We start from the raw sequence: 2,583 nt of genomic DNA on the forward strand, positions 1-2,583 counted from the left end.
GGGGGAAGGTGCGGGCTTGGGGAACTCTTGACCGAGCCCGCTACGTACGATGAACGCCTGTACGGCCACACGCGCGGTAGAGACCGGGCAGAGACGGGGTAGATCCATGCGGCATTTCCGGCAGCTCCGGCCTGAGCGCCGCCGTGCGCTGTTCCACCGGGAGCCCGCCGAGTTCACGCAGGAGGCGCCCGCCCGCACGCTGGCGGTCGCCCTGGGCGCCACCCTCTACAGCCCCGCCAACCGCCCGTCCCTGGCCGCCGACGTGGTCAAGCAGGCGGCGCGCGGGGTGGTGTCCATGGTGCTGTGCCTGGAGGACTCCATCGCCGACTCGGAGGTCACGGGCGCCGAGACGAATCTCGTGCGCCAGTTCGACGACCTGATGGCCCGGCGCGACCCGGAGGAGCTTCCGCTGCTGTTCATACGGGTCCGGGAGCCGGGTCAGATCCTCTCCCTGGTGCGGCGTATGGGCCCGGCCGTCCGGCTGCTGTCCGGCTTCGTGCTGCCGAAGTTCACCGAGGAGCGCGGGGTGCCGTTTCTGGAGGCGCTCGCGGCGGCGGAGGCGGAGGCGGCGTACGGACGACGGCTGTACGCCATGCCGGTGCTGGAGTCGCCGGAGCTGCTGCATCTGGAGGCCCGGCGCGAGACGCTCATGGGGATCGGCCGTACGGTCGACAAGTACCGGGACCGGGTGCTGGCGCTGCGGCTGGGCGTCACCGACTTCTGCGCCGCCTACGGCCTGCGCCGCACCCCGGACATGACCGCGTACGACGTGCAGCTCGTCGCCTCCGTCATCGCGGACGTGGTGAACGTGCTGGGCCGCGCCGACGGCACCGGGTTCACCGTGACCGGCCCGGTGTGGGAGTACTTCCGGCAGCAGGAGCGGATGTTCAAGCCCCAGCTGCGGCAGAGCCCGTTCCTCAGCGGCCGGGCCGAGGACGTCCGCACCGCCCTGATCGAGCACGACATGGACGGGCTGCTGCGCGAGATCGAGCTGGACCGGGCCAACGGCCTGCTGGGCAAGACCTGCATCCACCCCTCGCACGTCGCGCCGGTCCACGCGCTGTCCGTCGTCAGCCACGAGGAGTACTGCGACGCGACCGATGTGCTGCGCCCGGAGCGCGGCGGAGGCGGCGTCCTGCGCTCCGCCTACACGAACAAGATGAACGAGATCAAGCCCCACCGCGCCTGGGCCGAGCGCACCCTGCTGCGCGGCGAGCTCTTCGGGGTGGCGCGCGAGGGCGTGAGCTTTGTGGAACTGCTGGCGGCGGGAGTCAAGTGAGCGTGACGGAAGGATACGGGGACGGCGGGGTCTGGCCGGGCGAGTGGGTCACCGGCAGGCTCGGGGTCCGGCTGACCGGGGAGGGGACGCACCGGCTGCTCGGGCTGGCGCTGCGCCGCAACCCCAAGCGGGCCCACCTGCTCGTCTCCGCCGTGCTGGGCAAGCATGTGCCGCAGCGGCCCGGGGCCGTGCTGGACGCGGGAGGCCGGCTCGGACGGCGGGTGCGCGCGCTGCTGGGCGCGGCCGCGGCGGACCGCGCCGTCGTGCTCGGCTACGCGGAGACGGCCACCGCGCTGGGGCACAGCGTCGCGGACGGCCTGGGCGGAGGCTCCGGTCGCGCGGCCCCCTACCTCCACTCCACGCGCCGCCCCGTGCCCGGCGTCCCCTCCGTCGGCGGCTTCGAGGAGGAGCACAGCCACGCGACGTCGCACCTGCTGCTGCCCGAGGACCCGGCGCTGCTCGCCGGGGACGGACCGCTGGTGCTGGCGGACGACGAGTTCTCCACCGGCCGCACCGTGCGCAACACCATCGCCGCGCTGCACTCCCGGCACCCTAGGGAGCACTACGTGGTGGTGGCGCTGGTCGACATGCGCGCGCCCGCCGACGCCGTCGAGCTGGAGAAGTTCGCGGCCCGGCTGGGGGCGCGGGTGGATGTGGTCGCCCTCGCCTCCGGCGCGCTCCAGCTCCCGCACGATGTGCTGGAGCGCGGCCGGTCGCTGGTGGCGGCGCACACCGCCGAGCGCGCGCCCGAGCGCCCCCGGAGCGGCGCGGGCCCCGACGTACCGCGGATCGACCTCGGCTGGCCGGAGGGCCTGCCGGACGGCGGGCGGCACGGGTTCCTGCCGGTGCACCGCGAGCGGCTGGAGGCCGCGCTGCCGGGGATGGCCGAGCGGCTGCTCCCGCGGCTGCGCGGCGCCCGGCGCGTGCTCGTCCTGGGCACCGAGGAGCTCATGTACGCGCCGCTGCGGCTCGCACACGCGCTGGAGCGGCGGCTGGACGGCACGGCCGAGGTGCGGTTCTCCACCACCACCCGCTCGCCCGTGCTCCCCGTCGACGACCCCGGCTACGCCATCCGCACGGCCCTGCGCTTCCCCGCGCACGACGCCCCCGCGGACGGCCCGGGGGAGCGGTACGCGTACAACGTCGCGGGCGGCGGCTTCGACGCGGTGGTGGCCGTGGTGGACAGCGCGGGGGACCGGCCCGAGCTGCACGCGCCCGGCGGTCTGCTGGACCAGCTCGGCCGCTGCACGGAGCGCCTGGCGCTCGCGGTCGCCCCGTCCTACGCGCCCCGCGTCCCGGCCCCC

2 protein-coding genes are annotated in these 2,583 nt (G+C 75.0%); both read left to right on the forward strand.

Translation table 11 applies throughout. The features are described 5' to 3' along the window. Positions 1–106 precede the first annotated feature (106 nt). Positions 107–1,279: an HpcH/HpaI aldolase/citrate lyase family protein gene (locus tag G5C65_RS35265; protein WP_165303136.1), complete on the forward strand. Its 1,173-nt coding sequence runs from the start codon at positions 107–109 to the stop codon at positions 1,277–1,279. Then, positions 1,276–2,583, forward strand: a 1,308-nt coding sequence (locus G5C65_RS35270) for a phosphoribosyltransferase family protein (protein ID WP_420903397.1), incomplete at its 3' end; no start/stop codon positions are given. The genes G5C65_RS35265 and G5C65_RS35270, both read left to right, overlap by 4 nt.

It is taken from the genome of Streptomyces boncukensis, assembly GCF_011045075.1.
In the GTDB taxonomy this organism is placed as follows: domain Bacteria; phylum Actinomycetota; class Actinomycetes; order Streptomycetales; family Streptomycetaceae; genus Streptomyces; species Streptomyces boncukensis.

What these genes read in the sequence shown, in the direction of transcription:
- G5C65_RS35265 (WP_165303136.1), top strand. Translation starts at nt 107, where the DNA reads ATGCGGCATTTCCGGCAGCTCCGGCCTGAGCGCCGCCGTGCGCTGTTC.